This is a genomic window from Xanthomonas sp. NCPPB 1067, assembly GCF_020783795.1.
GTDB lineage: Bacteria > Pseudomonadota > Gammaproteobacteria > Xanthomonadales > Xanthomonadaceae > Xanthomonas > Xanthomonas melonis.
Map to the genome: position 1 here is coordinate 60348 of NZ_JAJGQG010000016.1, position 23977 is coordinate 84324.

Below are 23977 nucleotides of genomic sequence, written 5' to 3' on the forward strand. Positions count from 1 at the left end.
ACCGCCCTGGACAGATCCATGGACACCCGTCGCCGAGACGACGCTCAACCGCCCGGCTGCGCCAATGCGTGATCCAGCGCAGCGCAGATCGCGGCCACCTGCGCTGCATTGCACTGCGCGGGCGTGGCCTTGGGGCTATCCGGATAAACCTCGGTGGTGGTGCGGTAGCGGGCGTCGGTGACGCCAGCGCACAGGCCCAACCGTCGGACCGGGTAATGGATGACGCCGTGAGCTGCCACTGGCGCGCCGATGATCTGGCCCTGCGCATCGGGTGGCGCGATGTGCGTGATCTTTGCCACCGCCGCGATCACCGCCTGCTGGAACTCCGGTTGCGGATCCTCGCTGTCGCCCACCAGATAGAACCCGTCGGGAATGCTGCCCGGCACGAATGCCACGCCGTCGCGCGCGGCCAGCGCTGGGCGGAACTCGCTTTCGTCGCTGTCGGTGGTTTCATGCAGGTCGATGTGCACCAGCATTCGCCCCGGCGTTGCAGCGACCAGTTGCATCAGCGCCGCCGACTCCGCCGCCGGGCTATGCGGGCCGAACGCGCGGTTTGGATCCACCGCCTCGGCATTCCAGCGCTGGACGCGCTCGTATCCCCAGGGATTGACGCAAGGTGCCACCAGCAGATTGATCCTGCCGGCATAGTCCGCGCCACGCTGTTGGAGGAATTGCAGCGCCCCCTGCACACCACTGGTTTCGTACCCATGCACGCCACCGGTGACCAGTGCGCATGGCAGCGCGGCATTCCACATGGCACTGCGTAGCGCCAGCAGCCGGTAGCGGTCGGTCGCCGAGACGATCGTGCCGTATTGCTCACAGTCATAGCACGCGGCCAATGCGGCAATGGGCTGTTCGACATCGATCGCATAGCTACGCCTGGGCAGCTGGCGCGCGCGCCAGGCGCTGCGCTCGGCCTCTTCCCAGGGGCGCCCGGGGGTGCCGATCGGATAGGTCTGTTGGATTGTCATGGCCGAACCGCGTTGCTGATGGAAGCGCAAGGGTAAGGGCAAGAGGCGCTGGCGCAAAAAGGCCCCGCAATGCGGGGCCATGCAACTGCCAGGACGATCGAGGCGCATTACTTTTTCGCTGTCACGCCCGGGGTGGCATCGCGCACCAGGAACTCTTCGGTAAGCTCGGGCAGATGGGCCAGCAACCAGTCGGCCATCGCTTGCTCCTGCGGCAGGATCTGCTCGCAGACCTGCTGGGTCTGGACATCGCCGACAGTCCTGGCCGCGCCCAGCAACGCGGTATAGGTGGCGATCTCGAGATTCTCGAACACATATCCGGCCATCGCGCCCTTGATGATCTCGTCGGACGCAGTCATGCCGCCCATCGCCTGCCCGAATGCGGCCATCTTGCCCATGGCATCCTTGACCACGGACGGCGACCCTCCCAGGCGCTCGATGCACGACTCGACCAGGCGTTGCTGTCCCAGCGTTTCCTCCAGATGCTGCTCGATGCGCGCCTTGAGCTGCGGATAATGCTCGATACGCGCGGCCTGGGCCTTGAGCATCTGCTCGGCCTGCTGCTCCATTGCATGCGCATCGCGCAACCAGTCCATCAGATTTTCGTTCGGCTCTGCCATGTGGGCGCTCCAGTGAGAGTGATGACGGAATTTCAGCCTGGAGCCCCCCGCATGAAAGACGCGGCTGCATCCAGTGAACGGCATGTCGCGCCCTGCTCTCGAGATCGCCAGCCCATACAGACCTCTCCCGGGGCACGGTGGCGCGCTTGCCTTGCACTGCACGCGAACCACGCCAGCCTCATCGCCACACCGGCGCGCGCGTTGGTGCCATCAGCTGTTCATGCTGCCCGCCGATACGACACATATTTCCAACCTGCGGACGGGCGCAGCGGGCAAGCGTGAGGTGCGAAGAGGGTGCGCTGGGGACCGGAGCGCACATACGGTCCCTAACGGTTCAGGGCATCTGCCGCGCCCGCTTTGGCGCCAGCGCAGCGGTCCTGCCAGCTGTTTCAGCGGCATCGCCGAGGCGGATGCAGGATTTGCCGATGCGGGATAGGCTCGCCAGCGCCGAGTGCAGATTTTTACTGCAATCGATGTCGTCCCTTCGGCAGGCTTGCAAATTTTTCACTCGCGCCTGTTTGCGCAGCGACATCAACCAGTTACAGCCCGCCCATGGCGCCCTGGTGCGAATGCTTGATTATCAGATACTTCATTTTGCAATCGATTGCTTACCGACATGATTTCGCTCGCAGACGCTCTGCTGGAGCCCGACCGCCGATCCTGCGACCCTTGAGAGAACCGGCACGCCGCAGCGTGCCGGTTCTTCATCAGGCGGATTCTTCCTGCGGCTTGGCCTGCTTGGAGCGGCCACCCTTGCTGCCGATACGCGACATGTGATCGCGATCACGACTGACCGCCTGACCACCTTTGCGGCCTGCCTCGCGTGCTTCGTCACTGGTGAATTCGTGTGCATTGCCGCTGGCATGCGCTGCCTTACCGCCACTGCTGGCCAGGATGCGGCGCTTCTCCGGATCCAATGCTGCAAAACCGCGCCGGCTACGGGTACTGTTTTGTCCGTCTTCCACTGTGCCTCCTCTCGATACATCGGGTACGTCATTGGGTAAGAGCCTTACCGCAACTATCGTGCCAACCCGCAAAACCAGGCTGGGCGGTGCACACCGCCCCGATGCAGGAAGAAACCGCTGCGCTCGCTGCGCAAATCTTGCACACCTGACACACGCGCAGATGGATTGCGGCTTGGACGGTTAGCGCTACCACGCCGTGGCGCTGACGGCAGCCGGACGGCACGCGTTGCCCTCCACCGGCTGCATTGCTCGCCGGATCGGCGCTGGGTCCGGCGTGCATGCGGATGCAGATGGATGCGTGGGCGTGGAGCGGATTGCCCCTCTGTGCAGCGCCGACACAAGGATTGGCATCCGTCGTGCACTGTGTGGACTGCTGTGGGGCGCACCGCACTGCGCTCCCATGCGGGAGCGGAGCGACATGCTCACGTGTGCCGGCCTGCAGCGACGCCAAGGCAGCTGCCCTGCCCGCGCCTGGTTCGTGGCCACCTGTGCGTGACGCCGGCAGAGCTCTGCGGGCAAGGCCATCGGCGATTGCCGGCCCGCAGATGATGTGATCTTGCGCGACGGATCAGCCGATCGCGTGCTGCAGCAGCGCAACGCCGCGATCGTCGCACGCCATCGACGCTTCGCCCAGCGCGCCGCCCACCAGCAGCAAGGTGGGCAGGCCCGCGGGCAGCGTCGCTGCGGTGGCGCCCAGCTCGCCCAGCGTGGTGAGCCGGCGTTGCTGTTCCGCACGTGTGGCCGCCTGCACGATGGCGGCCGGCGTGCTGGCCGGCAGGTGCGCCAGCAAGGCCGCTGCCAACGCCTCTGCACGGCGCAGCCCCATATAGATGCCCAGCGTGGTGCCACTGGCGGCCAACGCCCCCCAATTCGGCTCGCCATGGTCGTGCGTATGCGCAGTGACGAAGGTGATGCCATGGCAGTGGCTGCGATGGGTCAACGAGACTTCCAGCACAGCGGCAGCGGCAAATGCCGCACTGACGCCGTTGATCACCTGCACACCAACGCCGGCTCGGCGCAGGAAATCGATCTCTTCGCCGGCGCGACCGAACAACAGCGCGTCGCCGCCCTTGACCCGCACCACACGCAGCCCCTGCAGGGCGTAACGCCGCATCAGGCGGCAGATGAACTCCTGCGGCGTGGAGCGGCAGCCGCCGCGCTTGCCCACGCGGATCACGCGCGCCTGCGGTGCCAGCTCCACGATCTCGGGGTTGGCCAGATCGTCGAGCAAGAGGACCTGCGCCGACGCCAGCGCCTTGACCGCCTTGATGGTGAGCAGTTCCAGATCGCCAGGGCCGGCGGACAACAACACCACATCACGCGCGCAGGAAGGTGTGACAGACATGAAGGATCTCGCAGTGTGTGGAGGAAGATGGGGCATCAGGCCAGCCGAGGTTGGCGGCATAGCCGGGTGAGTTGCGGAACGCAGGAGCCACACACGGTGCCGCAGCCCAGACGGTGCTTGAGCTGCGCCACATCGGCGCCGTCGTCGATGGCCGCATGGATCGCCGAAGCCGCGACATTCATGCAGGTGCAGACGATGGGGTCGCTGGGCACGCTGGGTGCCTGCGCGAATACCGCCAGCCGCGCACCACGCCACGGATTGCCGGTCAGTGCGGTGGTCAGCAGCGCGTGATTGGCATCGCTGGGCTGGGCGGCAGTGAGCAACAGGCCGTCGATATGGCTCTGCCCATCCTGCGTTCGCCAACCGACACGGCGCATCAGCCCGCGGCGCAGATCGCGATACTCCAGCACATCGGCGCCGGCCGGCAGCTGCAGCGCGGCGACCAGGCGATCGATCCACGCCGCATCGGGCGCACGTTCGCAGGCCGCGTGCAACACCGCCCATTGCCCGGCGGCGTCTGGCAATGGCTCGGCATGCAGGCGCAGGCTGGCATAGCCGCAGGCGCGCAACAGCGGCTGCAGCGCCTGTTGCAGGACCAGCGCGTCGCCGCGCCGGGCGGCCAGCAGGTGCCAGCCGAACGCCGCCTTCTCCACCCGCACGGCCGCGTGCTTGAGCTCGGGTTGCTGCGAGCGCGCGTCCACTGCCGGCGTGCTCACCTCATTGATGCCGCCACTGGAGAGCGTCTGCCCGCTCCAGTGCATCGCCGCAAACACCGTACCCGAGCGCAGTTCGTCGGACAGCTCCAGCGGCAGCACCAGGGCGCCGCGCTTGCTGGCGACCTGCACCAGGTCGCCGGCCACCAGCCCGCGCCGCGCCGCATCGTCCGGATGCATGCGCAAGCTCGGTTCCGGGCTGTGCGCGAACGCGGCCGCCACTCGCCCGCTGCGCGACATGCCATGCCACTGATCGCGCAGACGACCGGTCAGCAGCCGCATCGGAAAGCGCGCCGAGGTCGCCTCGGCCACCTTGCGATACGCGGTGGCGTGGAAGCGCGCGCGTCCGTTGGCAGTGGCGAACACGCCATCGGCATAGCGCCGCGCCTGCCCCTGCGTGCTGCCTGCCGGAAACGGCCAGTGCTGCGGGCCGTGGTCCAGCACGGCGTAATCCAGGCCGCCGATATCCAGATCCCGGCCCACCGTCAACGCGCGGTGCTCGTCGAAGACCTGCGCGGTGGTCTCGAAAGCGAATAGCCCGCCCGCTGTGCCCGGTTGCAATCTGGCTTCCAACCCACGCGCCACCTCGCGGGCGATCCACCAATCCGCACGCGCCTGGCCTGGCGGCTCCACTGCCTTGCGCACGCGAGTGATGCGGCGCTCGGAGTTGGTCACGGTGCCGTCCTTTTCGCCCCAGCTGGCGGCGGGCAGCAGCACATCGGCATACGGCACGGTGTCGGTGCCGGCAAACGCGTCCTGCACGATCACCAGTTCGGCCTGCTCCAGGGCCGCGCGCACGCCGGCGATATCCGGCATCGAATGCACGGGATTGGTGCACACGATCCACACCGCTTTCAGCGTGCCGGCGCGCAGACGTTCGAACAACTGCACGGCCGGCGTGCCCGGGGTGTCGCTGATGCGCCCCGCCGGTACGCCCCATAGCGCCTCCACTTCCGCACGATGCCCGGCATTGCCGATCTCGCGGTGCGCGGCCAGCATCGTCGCCATGCCGCCCACTTCGCGCCCACCCATCGCGTTGGGTTGGCCGGTCAACGAGAACGGCCCCGCACCGGGTTTGCCGATCTGCCCGGTGGCCAGATGCAGATTGATCAGGGCCAGATTCTTGTCGGTGCCGTGCGCAGACTGATTCAGGCCCATGCAATACAACGACAATGCCGCCGGGCTGCGTCCGAACCACTCGGCCGCCTGCACCAGGTCCTCGTGCGAGATACCGCAGATCTCGGCGCTCATGCGCGGGGTGTATTCGCGCAGCATTCGCTTGAGGTCGTCGAAGTCCTCGGTATGCGCCGCAACGAAACGCGCATCCACCAGACCCTCCCAGATCAGGTGATGCAGCATGCCGTTGAACAGGGCGACGTCGGTCCCGGGTTCGATCGCCAGGTGCAGGTCGGCCATGGCTGCGGTATCGGTGCGGCGCGGATCGATCACGATCCAGCGGACCTCGGGGTTGCGCGCGCGTGCCGCTTCCAGGCGTCGGAACAACACCGGATGCGCATACGCCATGTTGCTGCCGGCGAACAGCACCGTCTGCGCCAGCTCCAGATCTTCGTAGCAGGTGGGCGGGCCGTCGGCGCCCAGCGCCAGCTTGTAGCCGGTGACCGCGCTGGACATGCACAGCCGCGAGTTGGTGTCGATGTTGTTGGTGCCGAGCAGCCCCTTGGCCAGTTTGTTGAAGACGTAGTAGTCCTCGGTCAGCAACTGGCCGGAGAGGTAGAACGCCACCGCATCGGGCCCATGCTCCTGGACGATGGCCGCCAGTTTGTTGGTCACATGAGCGAACGCCTGCTCCCAGCTCACCGGCGCACGGGGCGCCTGTCGGTGTCGGCGCAGTTCCGGGACGAGTACCCGCCCCTGCGTGCTGGTGGTCGTCTGCGGCAGCGCCAGCCCCTTGCTGCACAGGCGCCCATAGTTGGCCGGATGCTGCGGATCGCCTTCGATGCCGACGATGCGCTCGCCCGCGTCGTCGTGCTCGCTGTGGATCAGCACACCGCAGCCGACCCCGCAGTAGCAGCAGGTCGAACGCGTGATGCGGTGCATCGGCGACGCCACGGACGCTTGCGCAACGGTCTGCGGGGATGGAGACGACAGGCCCTCGCTCATGCCGCGGGCTCGGCGACGGCCTCCGGCGCCTGCACCGGCTGCAACACGATCCACACCGCACCGCTCTCCACTTTCACCGGATAGCGCGGAGCGCACCCCACGTCCGGCGCGCAGGCCTGCCCGCTCTGCAGGCCGATCGCCCAGCCATGCAGCGGGCAGGTCACCGTGTCGCCGGCCACGATGCCTTGCGACAGCGGCCCGCCCTTGTGCGGGCAACGGTCGCGCAATGCGAACACCTGATCGCTGGCAGTGCGGAAGATGGCGATCGGCGGCAGGCCATCGACTTCCAGCACGCGTGCGCCCAGCGTCGGCAATTCCTGCAGCGCGCACACATGGACCCACGCATTGTCGTGCATGCTCATCCCTCCACCGTTGCGGCAGGCGCTGCGATCCGCAGCGGTTGATATTCCTGCCGACGCTCTCCGGCAATGCGCGCCTTCCACGGATCGACCAGACCCTCCAGCGAATACAGCAGGCGCTCGTACAGCGCACGCCGGTTGGCCGCATCGTCGACCACCTGGGCACGGATGTAATCCAGCCCCACCCGCGCGATGTAGTGCACGGTGCGATCCAGGTAATAGGCCTGCTCGCGGTACAGCTGCAGGAACGCACCGGTGTATTCGCGCACTTCCTCGGGCGTGCTCACCTTGACAAGGAAACGCGCCACCTCGGTCTTGATGCCGCCGTTGCCGCCGACGTGCAGCTCCCAGCCCGAATCCACTGCGATGATGCCCACGTCCTTGATGCCGGACTCGGCGCAGTTGCGCGGGCAGCCGGATACCGCCAGCTTCACCTTGTGCGGGCTCCACATATTGGCCAGCATGGTCTCCAGGTCGATGCCCATCTGCGTGCTGTTCTGCGTGCCGAAGCGGCAGAACTCGCTGCCCACGCAGGTCTTCACCGTGCGGATGGACTTGCCGTAGGCGTGGCCGGAGGGCATGCCCAGGTCGCGCCACACATCCACCAGATCCTCCTTCTTGACCCCGAGCAGATCGATGCGCTGCCCACCGGTGACCTTGACCATCGGCACCGCGTACTTGTCGGCCACATCGGCGATGCGGCGCAGCTCGCCGGCATTGGTGACCCCGCCCTTCATCTGCGGAATCACCGAGAAGGTGCCGTCCTTCTGGATGTTGGCGTGCGCGCGTTCGTTGATGAAACGCGACTGCGGATCGTCGATGGCTTCATGTGGCCAGGTCGACAGCATGTAGTAGTTGATCGCCGGCCGGCAGGTGGCGCAGCCGTTGGGCGTGCGCCATTCCATGAAGGCGTAGGCCTGCGCATGGGTCAGCAGCTTGTGCTCGCGGATGGCGCGACGCACCTCGCCATGACTCAGATCGGTACAGGCGCACACCGCCTTGGTCTTGGGGGTTTCCTGGAAGTTGGAGCCCAGGCAGTTCATCAGGATCTGCTCCACCAGCCCGGTGCACGAACCGCAGGAACTGGCGGCCTTGGTGTGCTTCTTCACCTCGTCGACGGTGAACAGACCCTGCTCGCTGATCGCCCTGACAATCGTGCCCTTGCACACGCCGTTGCAGCCGCAGACTTCGTCGCTGTCGGCCATCACGCTGGCGCGATCCTGGCCACCGGTGCCGGCATCGCCCAACGCGCTTTCGCCGAAGATCAGCTGATCGCGCTGCGCCTGGATCGGTGTGCCGTCCTTGAGCAGCTTGAAGTACCAGCCGCCATCGCCGGTGTCGCCATACAGGCAGGCCCCCACCAGCACGTCGTCGCGGATCACCAGCTTCTTGTAGACGCCGCCGGCGGGATCGGACAGCACGATCTCCTCGCAGCCGTCGCCGCCCATGAAATCGCCAGCCGAGAACAGATCGATGCCGGTGACCTTGAGCTTGGTCGAGGCCACCGAGCCGCGATAGATGCCGATGCCGAACTGCGCCAGATGGTTCGCGCAGACCTTGGCCTGCTCGAACAACGGCGCCACCAGGCCGTAGGCGATACCACGATGGTTTGCGCACTCGCCCACTGCGTACACGCGCGGGTCGAAGCTCTGCAGGCTGTCGTTGACCACGATGCCGCGCGAGCAATGGATGCCGGCCTCTTCGGCCAGCCGCGTATTGGGGCGGATGCCGGCCGCCATGACCACCAGGTCGGCCGGGATCTCGCTGCCATCGGCGAACTTCACCCCGACCACCTCGCCCTGCGCATTGCCGAGCAGAGCGCTGGTGGCGGTGTTCAGACGGAATTCCAGCCCACGCGCGCGCAGCGCCTGCTGCAACAGGTTGCCGGCCACCGGATCGAGCTGGCGTTCCAGCAGCCAGCCGGCCAGGTGCACCACGGTCACGTCCATGCCACGCACTTTCAGGCCGTTGGCCGCTTCCAGGCCCAGCAGCCCACCGCCGATCACCACCGCGTGCCGCTTGCTGCGCGCGGTGTCGATCATGGTGCGGGTGTCCTGGATATCGCGGTATCCGATCACGCCCTTCAGATCGTTGCCCGGAATCGGCAACACGAACGGCACCGAGCCGGTGGCGATCAGCAGCCGGTCGTATTCGGCCTCGGTCCCGTCGGCGGCGATCACCCGGCGGCGCACACGATCGATGCGGGTGACTTCGGTGTTCAAATGCAGATGGATGCCGTTGTCGCGGTACCACTGCAGCGGGTTCAACACGATGTCGTCGAACTCCTGCTCGCCGGCCAGCACCGGCGACAACAGGATGCGGTTGTAGTTGGGGTGTGGCTCGGCGCCGAACACGGTGATGTGGTACATGCCCGGCATCAGCTTGAGCAGCTCTTCCACGGTGCGGATGCCGGCCATGCCATTGCCGATGACGACGAGTCTGGGTTGCTTCATTGCCTGGATTCCTGTCGACATGTCAGACGCGCGCCGCGCCGGCGGTGGACCATTCGCTGCGCCACTGGGTCTTGACGCCGGCCAGCAGGCCCCAGCCGCCAAGCGCGAATGCGGAGAACAGCCACATGCCCAACGCATAGCTGCCGGTGTGCTGCTTGAGCACGCCCAGCCCGGCCGCCAGCGCGAAGCCGCCGATGCCGCCGGCCATGCCGATCAGGCCGGTCATCACGCCGATGTCCTGCCCGAAGCGCTGCGGCACGAGCTGGAACACCGCGCCGTTGCCCGCGCCCAGGCACAGCAGGGTCAGGACGAACAGCGCCAGCGTGATCGTGGCGCCGCCCGCGCCGAAGCCGGCGATGCCCACCAGCGAGGCCACCAGCAGGTACACCGTCAGCAGGGCACGCGTGCCGCCGACACGGTCGGCGATCACGCCGCCCAGCGGGCGCATGACCGAGCCGGCCAGCACGCAGGCCGCCGTCGCCCAGCCGGCGGTACGCGCGTCGAAGCCGAACTGATCGTGGAAGTAGCCCGGCAAGGCGCTGGCGAAGCCGGAGAAGCCACCGAAGGTGATGGCATAGAAGAACATGAAGCGCCACGCATCGCGGTTGCCCACCAACACCCGTCCGTAATCGGACCATTGCTTGCGTGCGACCGGCGTGGGCGCCTCTTTGGCGATGGTCGCGAACACGATCAGCGTCAGCACCAACGGGATGCATGCCAGCCCGAACACGTCCTGATAACCGAAGGCGGCCGCCAGCATCGGTGCGAACAACGCCGCCAGCACCGTGCCGGAATTGCCTGCACCGGCAATGCCCATCGCGGTGCCCTGATGCTCGGGCGGATACCAGCGCGATGCCAGCGGCAAGGCCACCGCAAACGAGGCGCCCGCAATACCGAGCAACACGCCCAGCAGCAGCACCTGTCCCATGCTGTGCACGCCCAGTTGCCAGGCGCCGAACAGCGCCGCGATCACCGCGAGCTGCGCGACCATACCGGCGCGCTTGGCGCCGATGCGATCGGCGAACATGCCCAGTACCAGACGCAGCACAGCGCCGCACAGGATCGGCACCGCCACCATCAGGGCACGCTGCTGCGTATCCAGGCCCAGCGACTGCGCGATCGGTACCTGCAACGGACCCAGCAGGTACCACACCATGAAGCTCAGGTCGAAATACAGGAAGGATGCGAACAAGGTGGGCGTATGCCCGGATCGCCAGAACGAACGCTGCATGGAGACCTCTTCGGATGCGATGGCCAAAAAAAAGGCGCCCCTCCGGTAAACCGGAAGGACGCCGTTGTCCTGGATGCAACAGATCGCCGTTGATCTGCAGCACCGTCTTGCATGTTGTTGCGGGCACGCCGTTGCGCCCGCAGCCAACTGCTACGCAATCAACGTGCCAACTCGCTCACCTGGCCGTCACGCACGCACAAGTCGTTGAAAAATGGTGTTTTCATTACAGGCATGTCTTGCCTGTGGCCGGCCGGCGTCCGTTGCCACACCCGACCGCTCCCGGCTTTCGTGCAGCGATGCACCAATACCGTGCGCAAGCCGGCAAGCCTGGCGCGCGCGGTGCCCTCACCGCATGCGGGACACGCCGTGAATCCATCCCTGCAGGCTGCGTGGCGGCATCCATGCCGCCACAGCGTCCCGCACGCGGCGAGGACACCACGCGGCGCAAGGATCCGAAACGCGGACATGGCGGATCGGACACGCTACGCCACAGCAACGGATCAAAGCCCGTCAATCGCCCAAGCGTAGATCGAAAAGCCGATTGCGACGGCGATCGTCATCCGGCACCGCTATCCCCAGCCGCGCTGCGGCACTGCGGTAGCTGTCCGTGCGATGGATCTCCCGCAGCCGCGCCATGTCCTCGTCCTGGACGTCATGCCATCCCCACCGCTGGAACTGGCTCAGGAACCACTCTCCATCGGACAGCCACGGCATGTTCACCGTTCCATCGCGATGGAAAGCCAGCGCCGTCGCGTCGCCGTTGCAGGCATCGGTAACCGCGTCCAGGCAAGTGAGCAGATGGGTGGCCGAGACCCCGATATGCTGCGGCTCGGACAGCCACTGCGCGCACTGCGCGCGGTGGTCCTGTGCCGCCTCCAGCCAGCGGCAGGCCTCCAGCACGCACGCGGTCAGCCGCTGCGCCGCTTCCGGTTGCAGGGCCGCGAACTCGCGCCGGCAGGCCAGTACCTTTTCCGGATGCCCCGGCCACAACTCGCCGCTGCGAATCAGCCGCACTCCGACACCCTGCGCCTGCGCCACCGCCGCCCACGGCTCGCCCGAGCAGTAGCCATCCACCAGCCCGCTGCCCAGGGCCGTGGGCATTTGCGGTGGCGGAATCGTGAGGACGTCGACATCGCGCATCGGGTCCACCCCGCGCGCGGCCAGCCAGTAATACAGCCATAACGCGTGCGTGCCGGTGGGGAAGGTCTGCGCGAACACTGCGCGCCGGCCCAGTCCGGCCAACGCCTTCGGCAATGCCTGCCCGTCGGCCAATGCCTGCGCCAATGCCGGGGCCAAGGTGATCGCCTGGCCATTGTGGTTGAGCGTCATCAGCAAGGCCATCGGGCATTGCGGCCCGGCGATGCCCAGCTCGATCGCGTACACCAGGCTGGCCAGCGCGTGCGCTGCATCCACCTCGCCGGCGAGCAGCCGATCGCGCACGCCGGCCCACGAGGCCTGCCGCCGCAGATCCAGCTGCAGGCCATGTGCGCGGTCCAGCCCCAGCCGCTGCGCGGCCACCAGGGGCGCGCAATCGATCAGCGGCATGTAGGCCACGCGCAACGTGGGAAGTTCGGCTTGGCTCATCGGTTCATCCCAGCAATTCGGCCATGGCCACGATGCGTCGCGCCACCTCGGCCAGTTTGACGCCCTGCTTCATCGCCTGCTGGCGCAGCGCGGCATACGCATCGGCCTCGCTGAGGCCGCGTTTTTCCATCAGCAGCCCCTTGGCGCGGTCGATCTGCTTGCGGTCCTGCAGGGCCTGCTGCACCTCGTCCAGGCGCTTGCGCATGCTGCTCTCCTGCGCGAAGCGGGCCAGCGCCACCTGCACGATCGGCGCCAGCCGCGTCGGCGACAGGCCGTCCACCACATAGGCAGTGACGCCTGCACCGACGGCCGCATGGATCAGCGCATCGTCGCCGTCGCCGGAAAACATCACCACCGGGCGCGGCGCATGCGTGTGCAGCATCGACAACTGTTCCAGGGTGTCGCGCGAAGGCGAATCCACGTCGATCACCACCACATCCGGCTGCTGGCTCTGCACCGCGTGCAGCAACGCACCGACCGACGCCACATCGTCGAGCACCGTGTAACCGGCGCGCGTCAGCGCCTGGCGCAGTTCGCCGATCGGCTTTTCGGTATCGTTGACCAGCAGAACACGCATTGGCGGTGGCGAGGCGTGTGGACGTGAGCCGATGTTGCCATGCAACATGCGGTCGGCGCGAGTCATCTTTCGGAGTGGGCCATGCCGTTGTTCCCGTTGTTCGCAAACCTGCAGGGACGCGCCGTGCTGGTGATCGGCGGCGGCGAGGTCGCCACGCGCAAGGTGCTGGCCTTGCTCAAGGCCGGTGCGCAGATTCGTCTGCATGCGCATGCCCTCTCGCCCGAGCTGGAGGAGTTGATGCAGGCCGGGCGCTTCGCGCGGCTGAGCGGTGCCTTCGACCCAGCCTGGATCGACACGGTGTGGCTGGTGGTCGCGGCCACCGACGACACCGATTTGAACCAGCGCGTCGCCGCTGCCGCGGGCGCGCGTCAGCGTCTGGTCAACGTGGTGGACGATGCCGAACTGTCGACCTACCAGGTGCCGGCGATCGTGGACCGCGACCCGCTGGTGATCGCCATTTCGTCGGCGGGAGCGGCCCCGATGCTGGCACGTCGCCTGCGCGAGCGGCTGGAGCGCGAGCTGGACGCCTCGGTGGGTCGCCTCGCCGGCCTGTTCGCCCGCCATCGCGAGCGCATCCGCAGCCAGCTCCCGGACATGAACCGCCGCCGGCGCTGGTTCGACGGCGTGATCGATGGGCGGGTGCCACTGCTGCTGCAGGCCGGCGAGGATGCCGCTGCGGAAGCCGCGTTCGACGCCGCGCTGGACGATGCCGGCGCGGTGCCGGCGCGCGGCAGCGTGCAGCTGGTCGGTACCGGCCCGGGCGATCCGGGTTTGCTCACGCTAAAAGCGCTGCGTGCGATGAATCTGGCCGACGTGCTACTGGTCGCCGCCGACATTCCCGATGCCGTGCTCGAACTCGCGCGCCGCGACGCTTCCCGCCGTGCCCTGCCGCAGGATTCGGCGCTACAACAGGCACTGCTGCTGGAGCTGGCAGGCGAAGGGCTGCACGTGGTCGCGCTGCGCAGCGGCACCGGCTACGACGATACCAGCGCAGCCTCGATCACAGCCGCACTGCGGGCCCACGGACTGGCCTGCGAACGCGTGCCGGGCATCCATCAGGAACGCCGCAAGCGGCCGGCGCCATGAGGACATCGACCACGGGAGCCTGAGCTCAGGCAATGAGCGCCGAGCGCAGCGGCGCCTGCGTACCGTCCGACACTTCGGACCGCCGGGCGTGCCAAGGCGATGCGTACCGCCTGGTCACTCCTTCGCCAGGCGCTTGCGTGCACTGTCGCGCACATCGATATCGAAGGTCACCTGCAGCGCCATGTGTTCGGCATGTCCGGCGCCCGCATCGAAACTGAAGCGCAGGCCGTCGCGGCTGGGCAAGCGTCGCGCATGCGCTTCCAGCGCGTCGCGCGGCACCGACAGTTGCCAATGGTCGGTGGCACAGTTGCAGGCCGCATGGCCGCCGGTCAGGCTCACCGTGTGCCGCACCAGCCGTGCGCCCTGCCCGCTGGGCAGCCGGCTGAGGTTATCCACGCTATGCCCGGCCAGCAGCGTGGCCAGTTCGGCTTCGTCGATGCGGAACCGCAGATGCTGACCTTCAATCTGGATTTTCATGAATGAGCTGACTCCACTGCTCGGGCGTATTGCAATTGACGAACGCGGCGCGTTCGCTGGCGGTGACAGCCACGCGATGGCAATGCAGTGTTCGCTGCAGTCCACGCAACGAGCGTGCCGAGGCCGCTCCTTCCATCAACGCCGCCAATGCTTCACGCACGGCGGCATCGAGGCACAGCCGCATCGGCAGCATCTGCTCGTCGAACACGACACAGCGCTGCCGCACAGGCGCCAGCAGGCGCTCGATCAGCGATGTCGACAAGAGCGGCATGTCCACCGGCACCACCACCAGCGTGGTCGCATCGCCCATCTGCGCGATGACGCTGGCAAGGCCGCCCAGCGGCCCCAGGTCTGGCTGCACGTCGGCGATGCCGGAGTAGCCGGGGCGGTCGCCGCTGATCAGCACCCGCTGCGCCCCGGCATCGCGCAGCAGCGCCTGCATATGCGCAAGCAGCGGTTGCCCATGCCAGGGCAGCATGGCCTTGTCGCGCCCCATGCGCGAGGACTGCCCGCCGGCCAATACCACCCCGGTCCAGACAGGCGCGGACGGGCCCGGCGTCAAGGCTCGAACGCCGGCGCGGCTGGATGCAGATGGCCCAGGCCGTATACCTGGGCCCGCGTGCTGGGGGCGGCAGCGTCCGGCTGCGGCTCCAGCACCACCCACGCATTGGCCTGCAGCAACGGCGCCACGCGGAACGATTCCTGCTGCGGCAGGACCTGCACCGACAACTGGCCAGCGCCGTCGCACAGCAGGCGCGCACGCAGGTGTTGCCGCCAGATCGGCCGTGCCTGCAACGGTGTCTGCAGGACCACCGGCAGACCCTGCTCCGGTGGCATGCCGAGCAGTCCGCGCAACATCGGCTCGACGAAAAACCGCAGCCCGGCAGCGCTCGCCATCGGATTGCCGGGCAGGCCGACATACAACACGCCATCGGGCAGCCGCGCCAGCAGTATCGGCTTGCCTGGCCGCACCGCCACCTTATGGAACAGCAGCTGCGCACCGTGGCGGGCCAGCGCATCGGGGATGAAGTCGTAGCGGCCACGCGAGACCGCGCCGGTGCTGAGGATCAGCTCCGCGCCGGACCCGCGCGCCTGGGCCAGGGCGGCATCGAATGCCGCCACCTCGTCGCCCACCCGCCCCTGCCATACCGCTCGTGCACCGGCCGCACGTAGCTGGCCGACCAGATAGGCACTGGTGCCATCGCGGATCTGCCCAGGCTGCAGCGGCTGCGCGGGCTCGCCGACCAGCTCGCGACCGGTGGCGATCAGCGCCACACGTGGCTGCCGCACCACCTCCACGCGCGCGCAGCCCAGCGCTGCCAGCAGCAGGGCATGCGCCCCGCGCAGCACGGTACCGGCTGCGATCACTGGAGCGTCGACGGCCACGTCCTCACCCCGGCGGCGAATGTGCTGGCCGGCGCGCGCATCCGCGCGCAGCCGAATACGGCCAAGGCGTGCGTCGTGCTGCGCCAGGATCTCGATCTGCTCGATCGGCACCACCGCATCGGCGGCTGCCGGCAGAGCGGCTCCCGTCATGATCTCCCACGCCGACCCGGCCGCATGCACCGCGTCCTCGCCTGCGGCCAGGCTGCCGGCGATGCGATGCTCGCTCCCTGCCGCCGCACCATGTCCGCCAGTGGCCAGCGCCACCCCATCCATCGCACTGTTGTCGAACGGCGGTAGCGCATCCGGGCTCAGCAGGGTCTGCGCCAGCACACGGCCCTGCGCATCGGCGCTGTCCACCCACTCGCTGGCGAGCGGCACCACCTGCTGGTGCAGGCACACAAGCGCCTCGGCATAGCTGATCATGGGCAGGGCAATGGCCGGGTTGGGTGGATCACCCGGCTAGGATACCCGGCCATCCCCGTAGCGGATATCGAACCGGTCGCAGCGCGTACGCACGACTGGAGCGATGCGTACCGCCAGACATTGCTCGAACGCGCCGCCCACAGCGTACCCGGCACAGTACGGATGTCGCCCTCTTCGCTTTTGTTCATGAATTTTGTCGACAGCGTCGGCTGGCTCGCCAGCGCCGTGCTTATCGCCACCCTGATCCGGCAGATCTACAAACAGTGGTGCAGCGATCAGGGCCACGGCGTCTCGCGCTGGTTGTTCATCGGCCAGATCACCGCCTCGCTGTTGTTCATTCTCTACAGCGCGCTGGTGGGCAATGCGGTGTTCGTGGTCAGCAATGGATTGATCCTGGCCACCGGCATCACCGGTTATGTCTTGCAACGCATCAAGCGCAAGCGGCAAGGTGCACAGGCTTGAGCACAGCGCATGGCGCGGACGTGTGTCCCGGCTCCGCGTGCCCGACCGCGCGACTACAGGCCGACTGCGCAGTCGTCACGCCAGGCCCCGAATCTTCAGGTATTACACGTCCGCTCCGCTCGCATGCGCCGTCCACACGCCGGCCGAGCGCTGCGACATGCGGTCAATCGCTCTTGCGAGTCGCTCGTCGCGCCGGCGGCCTGGGCGACGCGGTTTTACCCGCCGATGGTGGCTCCCGCCCCTGCTTCGGCGCGGTGGCACGGTGGCTGCGCGCGGGCGAGGCGCCCGTTTTCGCTGGTCCGCCTGAGGCGCGCCTTGGCGCGGCGGGTGTGACGCCTGCACGCTTGCGCGATCCAGCCGATGCCGGCGGCGCATCGGTCGCGGGCAGCTGGAGCTGGACCCAGGTCGGCGCGTGATCGCTGGCCTTCTCCAAGGCCCGCACCCATTTGTCCACTCCCGCATCGCGCAGCCCGGGCGCCAGTGTGCGGTTGAGCAGCAGATGGTCGATGCGCAGGCCACGATCGCGCGCGAAATGCTGGCGAAAATAATCCCAGAACGTATACACCGGTGCATCGCCATGAATGGCCTGCAAGGCATCGACCCAGCCCTGCGCCAGTAGCTGCGCGTAGCAGGCGCGGCTTTCCGGTTGCAGCAGCGCATCGCGGCGCCAGCCTTTCGGGTCGTAGATCTGCGCGTCGGTGGGCACCACGTTGAAATCGCCGATCAAGATCGCCGGGTGCGGCAGATCCACCAACGTCTTGGCATGCCGCAGCAGACGCTGGAACCACTTCAACTTGTAGTCGAACTTCGGCCCTGGCTGCGGATTGCCGTTGGGGAGATACAGGCAGCCCACCACGATTCCGTGGATGGCAGCCTCCAGATACCGACTCTGTGCATCGGCCGGGTCCCACGGCAGGCCGCGGCGGATCTCGATCGGCTCGGCGCCGCGCGCCAGCAGCGCAACCCCGTTCCAGGCACGCTGGCCGTGCCAGATCACCCCGTAACCCGCCTCGCGGATCGCCTGTTCCGGAAATGCGTCCTGGGTGCACTTGAGCTCCTGCAGACCCACGATGTCCGGCTGCTCGCGCCGCAACCATTCCAGTAGATGCGGCAGGCGGCTGCCGATGCCGTTGACGTTGTAGGTGGCAATCCTGCGGGATGCGACGGTCATGATGGAATGGCCGTTGACGTGGATGACGAGCATCGTGGCAGCAGCATGAACGCCATGCTCAAGCGAAGTGAAGCTGCACGCAGCGGCGGCGTACTCACATGCCGCCGACTCGATGCATCCATAGTCTGAGGGATCGTCATCAGGAAGAAGATCCCATGCACCCGTCCAGCTTGCTGCTGCCCCTGGCGCTATGCGCCGCATGTTCGCGCACCCCGCCGCCGGTCACGCCTCCCGGCGCTGAAGAAACCGCCAAGACCGATGTTCTGGAAGCCGGCGCCAAGGTGCTGCAATCCAACGGCCCGGTCGGCAAACTCGATATCTATCTGGTCGGCTTTCATCCCATGAAGGAGGCACCGAACGAGCAGATGGAAGCCCACCATTACTGTCATCAGGTGAATCAGGATCTTGCCCAGTGCGCGCTCTATGACGGCAATACCGACGAAGCGAACCTGACCGGCATCGAATACATCATTTCCGAAACGCTGTTCGCGCAGTTGCCGGAACACGAGCGCAGGTTCTGGCACCCGCACAATGGCGAAATCCTCTCGGGCCAGTTGTCCGCGCCCAATCTTCCCTTGCTGGCGGAAAAGGAACTCATGCGCAGCAAGATGAACAGTTACGGCAAGACCTGGCACACCTGGCATTCGCAGAAGGGAACGGCGCCGGGCGACACATTGCCCCTGGGCGAACCGATGCTGGCATGGTCTTTCAATCGCGACGGCGAGATCCAGCAGCCACTGATCGAACGACGCGACAAGGCGGCTGCCGTTTCCACTGCAGAACGTCGTGCAAACCGCACAGACCTTACCGAACTCGCAAAACCGCAGCAGGGCGTCGATGCCTTGCGACGCCATTTCCCCCATCCCAAACCCATTCCCGGCGTGGTGGACGCTGAGGCGGCGCAATGAGGCGCTGCAAGCAGTCACGACGCGGCGACCCCGCGGGCATGATCCATCGCAGTGACAGCGTAGCGCTGCGATCAACCAACACCATGTGAGGTCGCTGCGTCCTGCGCGTTCCTGCAGACAGATCCGGCCTTCATGGATCAGCCCGCCGATCGCTTCAGCGAAGCAGCCTGTCCTTTGCGTGCGAAAGATCGGCCGCATCCGCAGCTGGCTCGTCGCAGCGAAACAGCCAAGATCGTCTACATCGCCTGCGCAAACACCGCCACCCGATCGGTGACGGTGCCTCCCCCCGTCTTGTCGCGCCTGCGGTTTACCTGGCCGCCGCGTTGCCGCCGGTTTGCAAAGCCTTGGCCGCCGCCAGATGATCGGCGACATGACCACGCGTGGTCTTCAAGTGGTCGGCAACCTGCGCTGTCCGCGCGGCCGGAATCAGCTTCTTGTCCAGCGCATCCAACGCATCGCCGTGATCCTTGACCATGCCCTTGATGTAGGCCGCCTGGAATTGCTCGCCGTCGAGCTTCTCCAGTTGACTCAATTCGGCCTTGCCCTTGCTCATCTGCAGCTTGGCATCCGCTGCAGAGGTGTCCGGCGACCATTTGGCGATCTTCTGGTTGTTCTCGGTATGCTCCCTGAGCATGCGCGTGGCGTACTCGCGCACAGCGCCGGTCGTCTGCTTCTTCAACGCCAGGTTGGCCGCGTTGATCTCGCTGGTGTTGATCGCGCTCAGCACGCCCAGGGCCTGCTTCTCGCTCGCGCTGGGCGCCGCAGCCTGCATGGCTCCCGCCGAAGCGTTGCCCGGTTGCGTGGATGTCTGCGCCTGCGCGCTCGTCGCCAGTGCGGCAGACAGGGCGAGCGTCATCAACAAAGGGGATGTGGTTTTCATGCATCTTCTCCGGGCGGATGTGGTGCGCCGATGCTGGCCACCGCTGCGTGACTCAGCTGTCGTGTCCATGTGGACAGATGGCGAAGACGTACTGCTGCGAAGCACAACGAGCGTCCGCGCCGAACACATCGCTGCGTTGCCGAGACCGCTATGGGCGAAGAGGTCACGATCCGTCTGCGTGAGAGACGCGTGCCTGAGAGGCCATAAGGCGCCGATGCCTGTCCGATGCAACACAGGCGATCACCATCGGCCCGAGGCTTTGCGCGACAATAGCCGCATGACCGATGAGCTTGCACCCGCCGATGCCCGTGACCGCGCCCTGCGCGGTGCGGTGCTGATCGACATCCGCCACGCGCACGAACGCGTCGACGGCCAGGCCGAAGGCGCGCTGGCCGTTGCGCAGGCGGATCTGGAAACTGCGCCCGCACGGCATCTGCCGGACCCCGAACGCGAAGTGCTGCTGATCTGTCAAAGCGGCAAACGTTCCGCGCGACTTGTGGCATCGCTGCGCGCACAAGGGTATGCACGTGTGCGGTCGGTGCTTGGCGGCACCACCGCATGGCGGCGCGACGGCTTGCCGCTGGTGCGACCCGCAATACCAACGGACGAGGCGGATTTTCTGGAGCGTTATTCGCGACACCTGCGCTTGCCACAGGTCGGCGCCGAAGGACAGCAGCGCCTGGCAGGCGCGCGCGTCCTGCTGGTCGGTGCGGGCGGCCTCGGCTCGCCCGCCGCGTTCTACCTGGCCGCCGCGGGGGTCGGTCACCTGCGGATCGCCGACGACGATGTGGTGGACCGCAGCAATCTGCAGCGCCAGATCCTGCACACCGACGCCAGCATCGGCCTGGCCAAGGTCGATTCGGCGGCGCAGCGACTGGCTGCGCTCAACCCACGCGTGCAAATCGAAGCGGTGCAGTGCCGCGTGACCAGCGACAATGTGGAACAGTTGTTGCGGAACGTGGATGTGGTGGTCGACGGGGCCGACAACTTCGCAGCCCGCTACCTGCTCAACGACGCTTGTGTCCATCTCGGCAAGCCGCTGGTGTACGGGGCGGTGCAACAGTTCGAGGGTCAGCTGAGCGTCTTCGACGCTGGCCGCAAGCGTGGCGAGGCCCCCTGCTATCGCTGCCTGTTCCCGGAGCCACCGCCGCCCGAGTTCGCTCCCAGTTGCGCCGAGGCCGGCGTGCTCGGCGTGCTGCCCGGCGTCATCGGTCTGCTGCAGGCCACCGAAACGGTCAAGCTGCTGCTCGGCGTCGGCGAGACTCTGGCCGGGCGTCTGCTCAGTTTCGACGCGCTGGCGATGCGTTTTCGCGAGATCCGGCTGCGGCCGGATCTGCACTGCCCGGCCTGCGCACCCGGCGCGCACTTCGCTGGCTATCCGGACTATGCGGCATTTTGCGCTGGCGCGGTCGATTGAAGCCGCGCATCGCGGCGGTGCTGCATCGCATGCAAGCACCGCCGTCGCGAGCGCATACGCTCACAACGCGTAAGGAATCACCCGCACGATCTCACCGGCTTCAAAACGACGCGCCTGTTCGGGCAAGACGATCAGTGCATTACTGTCTGCCGCGCCGCGCAACAGATGCGAGGCATCGCCGCGATGCGGCAGCGCGCTGAGGCGACCGTCGGCGCCGCACTCCAGCCGTCCCCGCAGAAATTCAAGGCGCTCGTGGCGTTTGTCCCAAGGACCGGCCAAAGCCGCATGCCACAGCGGCCGCGGCTCGCTCCGGCCCTGCAGGCCATCCAGCAACGGCACGCCATAGGCGATCAGCGTTGCCAGGACCGAAACCGGATTGCCCGGCAATCCCAGCACCAGACAGCGACCGATCTGCCCGAGCACCGCCGGCATACCTGGACGCATGCGCACGCGCCAGAAGTGGATCCGGCCGAGCTCGCCGATCAATCGCGGCAGATAATCCTTTTCCCCTGCGGACACACCGCCGCAGGTGATCACCACGTCGAAGGCCGCCGCCGCATCTTCCAGCATGCTGCGGATGCGCTGGGGATCGTCGGGCAAGGTCGGCCACGCCGTCGGCGCGTAGCCCAAGGCGCGCAATTGCGCCATCAGCATGTCGCGGTTGCTGTTGTAGATCTGCCCCGGGCCCAGCGGCATGCCAGGCTCGACCAGCTCGTCGCCGGTGGCCAGCACCGCAATGGTAGGCCGCGGCGCGACCGTCAGCCGCGACACGCCGAGCGCGGCAGCCAGCCCGATGCGTGCCGGGGTGAGTACTTGCCCAGCCTGGATCACCAGATCGCCGGCCCGCACGTCGCTGCCGGCCAGCCGCACCGCTGCACCGGCGCTCGGCGCAGAACGGATCACCACCGTCCCATCGCGCTGTTCCGTGTCCTCCTTGGGCACCACGGTATCGGCGCCAGCCGGGAGCAGCGCGCCGGTGGTGACACGCAGGCATTGACCCTGGCCCAGCGTGCCATCCCAGCGCTCGCCGGCAAACTGTTCGCCGACCAGGGTCAGACGCGTTTGCGCCTCGATCAGATCCGCATGCCGCAATGCGAAGCCATCCATCGCGCTATTGGCGAACGGAGGCAGCGCCAGCGGCGCGATCAGGTCGGCGGCACTGATGCGCCCATCGGCACGTGCAGTGGCAATGCTTTCGTCAGGCGGACGGCTGGCGCCGGCCACGGTGTGCAGGATCTGCAACGCCTGCGCATAGGCGATACGGCTGGGATAGTCGGTCATGCCGCGAAGGATACCAGCGTGCCGATCTGCACCGCCGGCCAACGCTGCGCAACGCGCAGCGCGCACCTGGACCAGAGCTTGCGGGGATCCACGCGCACGCACCTGGCGTGTTTGCAGCTCACGCATGCGCGTTGCGCAAGATCTGCCGGCCTTACTTCCCCTTGACGTGCCGCATCAGGCGTCGCTTGCGCGCGATCTGCCGATCGGTCAGCGGATTCTTCTTGCCTTCGTAGGGGTTGGCGCCTTCGCGGAAAATGAAGCGCACCGGCGTGCCGACCAGCTTGAAACGCTTGCGGAAGAAGTTTTCCAGATAGCGCTTGTACGACTCCGGCAACACCTTCAGGCGCGTGCCATGCACGATGAAGGTCGGCGGGTTCGCGCCACCCGGATGCACATAACGCAGCTTGGAGACATGGCCGCGAATGCTTGGCGGAGGATTGGTCTCGTAGGCGATTTCCAGCGCCTGGTTCACTTCGCTGGTGCTGAACTCGTGGTTGGCCGATGCATGCGCGCGATGGATGGCCTGGAACAATTCGCGCATGCCCGAGCCATGCAATGCAGAGATCCGCACCGCCTCGGCCCAGTTCACGAAGCCCAGCTTGCGCGACAACAGGTCTTCGGCCTGCGCACGCTGATAATCGCTCTGCCCATCCCACTTGTTGATCGCCACCACCAGCGCACGGCCGGCATCCAGGATCGCGCCCAGGATCGTCGCGTCCTGATCGGTCACCCCTTCGGTCGCATCCAGCATCAGTACCGCCACCTGGCATTGCTCGATCGCCTGCAGCGTCTTGAACGCACTGAACTTTTCGACCGCCTCTTCGACCTTGCCGCGGCGGCGCAGGCCGGCGGTATCGATCAGGCGATACTGGCGATCGTCGCGCTCCAGGTCCACCGCGATCGAATCGCGGGTGGTGCCCGGCACCTCGGAGGCGATCATGCGCTCCTCGCCCAACAGGCGGTTCACCAACGTCGATTTGCCCACGTTCGGCCGACCGACGAAGGCGATGCGCACGCGCGCCGGGTCGTTGTCCAGCAGCTCTCCGGACCCCTCTTCCGGCAGGCGCGCGCCGACTTCCTCGAGCAGTTCGTCGATGCCCTGCCGATGCGCGGCAGACAATGCCACCACATCGGAAAAACCATAGCGCGCGAATTCCGAACGCACGGTTTCTTCGTCGGTGCCGTCGATCTTGTTGATCACCAGCACGGTCGGGCGGGCCAGCTTGCGCAGCCACGCCAGGATTTCGTCATCGAGCGCAGAGGCGCCTTCGCGGCCATCGACCACGAACAGCACCAGATCCGCCTCGCCAGCGGCCGCACGCGCCTGGCGCGCGGTGGCGCCGGCCAGGCCTTCTTCTTCGCCAGCGATGCCGCCGGTGTCGACGACGATGAAGGGCTGCTGCGCGTCGAGACGGCAGACCCCGTAGTTGCGGTCGCGGGTGACGCCGGGCTGGTCGTGGACCAGCGCGTCACGGGTGCGCGTCAGCGCGTTGAAGATGGTGGACTTGCCGACATTGGGCCGTCCAACCAGGGCGACCAGGGGCAGCATC

General features: G+C 67.0%; 22 protein-coding genes. 4 read left to right on the plus strand and 18 right to left on the minus strand.

Features of this window, described 5'->3' with window-relative positions; translation table 11 throughout:
- Positions 1-44 precede the first annotated feature (44 nt).
- From LL962_RS13195 to LL962_RS13245, 11 genes are all read right to left on the minus strand, one after another.
- Positions 45-971, minus strand: coding sequence for a M14 family metallopeptidase (locus LL962_RS13195; protein ID WP_228317229.1), 927 nt, complete (start codon positions 969-971; stop codon positions 45-47).
- 107 nt (positions 972-1078) lie between these two features.
- A complete protein-coding gene (locus tag LL962_RS13200) occupies positions 1079-1588 on the minus strand; it encodes a ferritin-like domain-containing protein (RefSeq protein WP_228317230.1) in 510 nt (169 codons plus the stop codon).
- 334 nt (positions 1589-1922) lie between these two features.
- Entirely contained in the window at positions 1923-2120 is a 198-nt protein-coding gene (locus tag LL962_RS13205) for a hypothetical protein (RefSeq protein ID WP_228317231.1), read from the minus strand.
- A gap of 175 nt (positions 2121-2295) precedes the next feature.
- Positions 2296-2553 carry a KGG domain-containing protein gene (locus LL962_RS13210; RefSeq protein ID WP_104587111.1) on the minus strand — a complete coding sequence of 86 codons (258 nt, stop codon included), beginning with the start codon at positions 2551-2553 and terminating at the stop codon, positions 2296-2298.
- Between the two features lie 568 nt (positions 2554-3121).
- On the minus strand, positions 3122-3868 hold the full coding sequence (cobA, locus tag LL962_RS13215) for a uroporphyrinogen-III C-methyltransferase (protein ID WP_228317252.1): 747 nt from the start codon (positions 3866-3868) through the stop codon (positions 3122-3124).
- Between the two features lie 65 nt (positions 3869-3933).
- Positions 3934-6732, minus strand: a complete 2799-nt coding sequence (locus LL962_RS13220; RefSeq protein WP_228317232.1) for a nitrate reductase — start codon at positions 6730-6732, stop codon at positions 3934-3936.
- Positions 6729-7094, minus strand: a complete 366-nt coding sequence (nirD, locus tag LL962_RS13225) for a nitrite reductase small subunit NirD (protein WP_167395301.1) — start codon at positions 7092-7094, stop codon at positions 6729-6731. Before nirD ends, LL962_RS13220 begins: the two co-directional genes overlap by 4 nt.
- On the minus strand, positions 7091-9508 hold the full coding sequence (nirB, locus tag LL962_RS13230) for a nitrite reductase large subunit NirB (protein WP_230429240.1): 2418 nt from the start codon (positions 9506-9508) through the stop codon (positions 7091-7093). The genes nirD and nirB overlap by 4 nt, the downstream gene beginning before the upstream one ends.
- A 58-nt stretch (positions 9509-9566) precedes the next feature.
- Positions 9567-10736 carry a nitrate/nitrite transporter gene (locus LL962_RS13235; protein WP_208621431.1) on the minus strand — a complete coding sequence of 390 codons (1170 nt, stop codon included), beginning with the start codon at positions 10734-10736 and terminating at the stop codon, positions 9567-9569.
- A 549-nt stretch (positions 10737-11285) separates the two neighbouring features.
- Positions 11286-12359, minus strand: coding sequence for a CmpA/NrtA family ABC transporter substrate-binding protein (locus LL962_RS13240; RefSeq protein ID WP_228317233.1), 1074 nt, complete (start codon positions 12357-12359; stop codon positions 11286-11288).
- A 4-nt stretch (positions 12360-12363) separates the two neighbouring features.
- Positions 12364-12936, minus strand: a complete 573-nt coding sequence (locus tag LL962_RS13245; protein WP_104587116.1) for an ANTAR domain-containing response regulator — start codon at positions 12934-12936, stop codon at positions 12364-12366.
- Between the two features lie 81 nt (positions 12937-13017).
- Here LL962_RS13245 and LL962_RS13250 point away from each other — a divergent pair, with 81 nt between their 5' ends.
- Complete coding sequence (locus LL962_RS13250; protein WP_228317234.1) at positions 13018-14022, plus strand: NAD(P)-dependent oxidoreductase; 1005 nt, start codon at positions 13018-13020, stop codon at positions 14020-14022.
- Positions 14023-14136: 114 nt separating this feature from the next.
- Here LL962_RS13250 and LL962_RS13255 read toward each other — a convergent pair whose 3' ends face one another.
- From LL962_RS13255 to LL962_RS13265, 3 genes are read right to left on the minus strand one after another with little or no spacing between them, the layout of a single operon-like run.
- Positions 14137-14499: a hypothetical protein gene (locus LL962_RS13255; RefSeq protein ID WP_228317235.1), complete on the minus strand. Its 363-nt coding sequence runs from the start codon at positions 14497-14499 to the stop codon at positions 14137-14139.
- A complete protein-coding gene (locus LL962_RS13260; RefSeq protein WP_228317236.1) occupies positions 14483-15061 on the minus strand; it encodes a molybdenum cofactor guanylyltransferase in 579 nt (192 codons plus the stop codon). The genes LL962_RS13255 and LL962_RS13260 overlap by 17 nt, the downstream gene beginning before the upstream one ends.
- The gene (locus tag LL962_RS13265) at positions 15058-16308 is read right to left on the minus strand and encodes a molybdopterin molybdotransferase MoeA (RefSeq protein WP_228317237.1); all 1251 of its coding nucleotides are present in this window, start codon (positions 16306-16308) and stop codon (positions 15058-15060) included. Before LL962_RS13265 ends, LL962_RS13260 begins: the two co-directional genes overlap by 4 nt.
- 186 nt (positions 16309-16494) lie before the next feature.
- Between LL962_RS13265 and LL962_RS13270 the strand changes: the two genes are divergently transcribed.
- Positions 16495-16770 carry a hypothetical protein gene (locus LL962_RS13270; protein ID WP_104587187.1) on the plus strand — a complete coding sequence of 92 codons (276 nt, stop codon included), beginning with the start codon at positions 16495-16497 and terminating at the stop codon, positions 16768-16770.
- A 163-nt stretch (positions 16771-16933) separates the two neighbouring features.
- Here the strand turns inward: LL962_RS13270 and xth are convergent, their stop codons facing one another.
- The gene (gene xth, locus LL962_RS13275) at positions 16934-17941 is read right to left on the minus strand and encodes an exodeoxyribonuclease III (protein WP_228317238.1); all 1008 of its coding nucleotides are present in this window, start codon (positions 17939-17941) and stop codon (positions 16934-16936) included.
- Positions 17942-18111: 170 nt separating this feature from the next.
- Here xth and LL962_RS13280 point away from each other — a divergent pair, with 170 nt between their 5' ends.
- Positions 18112-18849 carry an OBAP family protein gene (locus LL962_RS13280; protein ID WP_228317239.1) on the plus strand — a complete coding sequence of 246 codons (738 nt, stop codon included), beginning with the start codon at positions 18112-18114 and terminating at the stop codon, positions 18847-18849.
- Between the two features lie 307 nt (positions 18850-19156).
- On the opposite strand, the gene LL962_RS13285 is transcribed toward LL962_RS13280, so the two are convergent.
- A complete protein-coding gene (locus tag LL962_RS13285) occupies positions 19157-19729 on the minus strand; it encodes a DUF4142 domain-containing protein (protein WP_228317241.1) in 573 nt (190 codons plus the stop codon).
- A 214-nt stretch (positions 19730-19943) separates the two neighbouring features.
- On the opposite strand from LL962_RS13285, the gene moeB reads away from it, so the two are divergent.
- The gene (gene moeB / locus LL962_RS13290; RefSeq protein ID WP_228317254.1) at positions 19944-21146 is read left to right on the plus strand and encodes a molybdopterin-synthase adenylyltransferase MoeB; all 1203 of its coding nucleotides are present in this window, start codon (positions 19944-19946) and stop codon (positions 21144-21146) included.
- Positions 21147-21206: 60 nt separating this feature from the next.
- Here the strand turns inward: moeB and LL962_RS13295 are convergent, their stop codons facing one another.
- Complete coding sequence (locus LL962_RS13295) at positions 21207-22427, minus strand: molybdopterin molybdotransferase MoeA (protein ID WP_228317242.1); 1221 nt, start codon at positions 22425-22427, stop codon at positions 21207-21209.
- A 151-nt stretch (positions 22428-22578) separates the two neighbouring features.
- The gene (gene der / locus LL962_RS13300) at positions 22579-23976 is read right to left on the minus strand and encodes a ribosome biogenesis GTPase Der (RefSeq protein WP_104587124.1); all 1398 of its coding nucleotides are present in this window, start codon (positions 23974-23976) and stop codon (positions 22579-22581) included.
- Position 23977 lies beyond the last annotated feature (1 nt).

Bases quoted from the DNA above. Each gene is read 5' to 3' on its own strand.
- nirB (WP_230429240.1), bottom strand. From the start codon at position 9,508: ATGGCCGGCATCCGCACCGTGGAAGAGCTGCTCAAGCTGATGCCGGGC.
- LL962_RS13200 (WP_228317230.1), bottom strand. From the start codon at position 1,588: ATGGCAGAGCCGAACGAAAATCTGATGGACTGGTTGCGCGATGCGCAT.
- LL962_RS13265 (WP_228317237.1), bottom strand. From the start codon at position 16,308: ATGATCAGCTATGCCGAGGCGCTTGTGTGCCTGCACCAGCAGGTGGTG.
- der (WP_104587124.1), bottom strand. From the start codon at position 23,976: ATGCTGCCCCTGGTCGCCCTGGTTGGACGGCCCAATGTCGGCAAGTCC.
- LL962_RS13255 (WP_228317235.1), bottom strand. From the start codon at position 14,499: ATGAAAATCCAGATTGAAGGTCAGCATCTGCGGTTCCGCATCGACGAA.
- xth (WP_228317238.1), bottom strand. From the start codon at position 17,941: ATGACCGTCGCATCCCGCAGGATTGCCACCTACAACGTCAACGGCATC.
- LL962_RS13270 (WP_104587187.1), top strand. From the start codon at position 16,495: ATGAATTTTGTCGACAGCGTCGGCTGGCTCGCCAGCGCCGTGCTTATC.
- LL962_RS13285 (WP_228317241.1), bottom strand. From the start codon at position 19,729: ATGAAAACCACATCCCCTTTGTTGATGACGCTCGCCCTGTCTGCCGCA.
- LL962_RS13295 (WP_228317242.1), bottom strand. From the start codon at position 22,427: ATGACCGACTATCCCAGCCGTATCGCCTATGCGCAGGCGTTGCAGATC.
- nirD (WP_167395301.1), bottom strand. From the start codon at position 7,094: ATGAGCATGCACGACAATGCGTGGGTCCATGTGTGCGCGCTGCAGGAA.
- LL962_RS13220 (WP_228317232.1), bottom strand. From the start codon at position 6,732: ATGAGCGAGGGCCTGTCGTCTCCATCCCCGCAGACCGTTGCGCAAGCG.
- LL962_RS13250 (WP_228317234.1), top strand. From the start codon at position 13,018: ATGCCGTTGTTCCCGTTGTTCGCAAACCTGCAGGGACGCGCCGTGCTG.
- LL962_RS13245 (WP_104587116.1), bottom strand. From the start codon at position 12,936: ATGCGTGTTCTGCTGGTCAACGATACCGAAAAGCCGATCGGCGAACTG.
- LL962_RS13195 (WP_228317229.1), bottom strand. From the start codon at position 971: ATGACAATCCAACAGACCTATCCGATCGGCACCCCCGGGCGCCCCTGG.
- moeB (WP_228317254.1), top strand. From the start codon at position 19,944: ATGCCTGTCCGATGCAACACAGGCGATCACCATCGGCCCGAGGCTTTG.
- LL962_RS13205 (WP_228317231.1), bottom strand. From the start codon at position 2,120: ATGTCGCTGCGCAAACAGGCGCGAGTGAAAAATTTGCAAGCCTGCCGA.
- LL962_RS13240 (WP_228317233.1), bottom strand. From the start codon at position 12,359: ATGAGCCAAGCCGAACTTCCCACGTTGCGCGTGGCCTACATGCCGCTG.